Raw genomic sequence first — 1614 nt, forward strand, 5'->3', positions numbered from 1 at the left:
CCTGGGATGGCCATTGCGCCGTCCCAGGGGCGCGGGTCGAGCGCTGCTGCGCGATCAGGGCGCGCGCGGCCTGTGTCAGGTCGGGCAGCACCTGGTCGGTCAGGCAATCGCAGGCGGCGAGGCCGAGGCCGACATGGCGCGTCGTGGTGCGGAACGGCGCGGCGGCTGGTCCGCCGGGGTCTTGCGGATCGGGGACCACAAGACCGGAGCGTCCGGCGGCCAGGTCGGCGGCGAAGCGGGCCTCGATCCGCAGCACCGGCGCACGGGCGTCCTCGCCAAGCCGGTCGTTGACAGGCAGATGCGCCAGCGTCAGCCGCGCATCCGCGATCAACAGCCGCAGATGGCGCAGCATCTCCGCCCCCTGCGTCAGCACATCGTCAAACCGGATCATGCTGCCGAGCAACAGATCGGTTTCGAGTTCGAACTGGACGCGATGCCCATCGACCGTGGCCGGCACCACCTTGCGGATCTGCCAATAGGTCACCTCGCCGATCCGCGCGTCAGGGCCGTTGAGCTCCAGGCTGCAGCGGATCCCCACACGGGTCAGGCCGTCGCCATCGCGCGCGAGCTGATCGCCGAACTGCAGCGAGACCCGGCACCCGGCCGGCAGCACATGCCGCCGCCAGGTCGCGAGCACGGCGCCGCGATAGCCGCAGATCCCGAGCAGCGCCTGAAGCTCGCCGGCGGTCAGCATCCAGTCCGGCGCCGGTTCGGCGATGGGCGGCACGGCGGCCATCGCGCGGTTACCTTGCCGCCGGGGTCGGGCCGCCGAGCAGGCCCGACAGCGCGAGCTCGTTGATGACGGGCGGATTCTGCTTCAACAGTTCGGCGAGGTAGGCGCGCCGCAGCATCGCCGCGCGCTCGCTGCGCATCTGCTGGACCAGCACTTCGCGCACCTCCGGCAAGGTCCGGGTGTAGGAGGCCTTGGTGTCGGTGAGCTTGATGATGTGCCAGCCGTCGTCGAGCTTGATCGGCTCGGCGATCGCATTCTTGGCGAGCGCCATGACCTGGGTGCGGATTTCGGGCCGGATCTGGGTCTCCGCCAGCCAGCCGAGCTCGCCGCCATTCTTGGTCTCGTTGGTCTCGTTGGCGAGCGCGGCAAAGTCGGCGCCAGGCGCCTTCAGCTTGCGCTGCAGCTCCTCGACCGCCTTCTTCGCCTTGTCCTCGGTCGCCTTGTCGGCGTCCTTGGCCAGCGGCACGAAAATCTGCGCCAGCTCGAACTGCCGCGGCATCAGGAACGAGGCCCGGTTGGCGTCATAGACCTTCTGCAGGTCGTCCTCGCTCGGGAAGCTGGCCGGCGGGGTCGAGACCTGCTGCAGATAGAGTTCGGCGACCGCGCTCTCGCGCACCCGGTCGAGCTGCTCGGCGATGGCCGCCTGTTGGTCCCACTTCTTGGCTGCGACCTCCTGCAGCACCAGGCGGTTGGCGAGCATCAATCGCACCGCCTGGCTGAGCAGGCTGGGATCCTGCCCGAACGCGGCGCGCTCGCGCGGCCCGAGCGCGGCGACATAGGCCCGGATCTGGTCGGCCGAGATGTTGGTGGTGCCGACCCGGGCGATCACGTCATCACCGGACTTGGCCGGTGCCGCGCCCTGCGTCACGGCCGCCGCTGCG

The 1614-nt window shown here is 70.2% G+C and carries 2 protein-coding genes; both read right to left on the reverse strand.

The annotated features are described in order from the left end of the window. Nucleotides 1-736: hypothetical protein (locus CWO89_RS43980; RefSeq protein WP_207234709.1), on the reverse strand; the 736-nt coding region annotated here is incomplete at its 3' end. Between the two features lie 7 nt (nucleotides 737-743). Continuing rightward, nucleotides 744-1614: peptidyl-prolyl cis-trans isomerase (locus CWO89_RS43985; protein WP_130584355.1), on the reverse strand; the 871-nt coding region annotated here is incomplete at its 5' end.

Origin of the sequence: Bradyrhizobium sp. Leo170 (assembly GCF_004296405.1) — a bacterium.
Classification (GTDB): Bacteria; Pseudomonadota; Alphaproteobacteria; order Rhizobiales; family Xanthobacteraceae; genus Bradyrhizobium.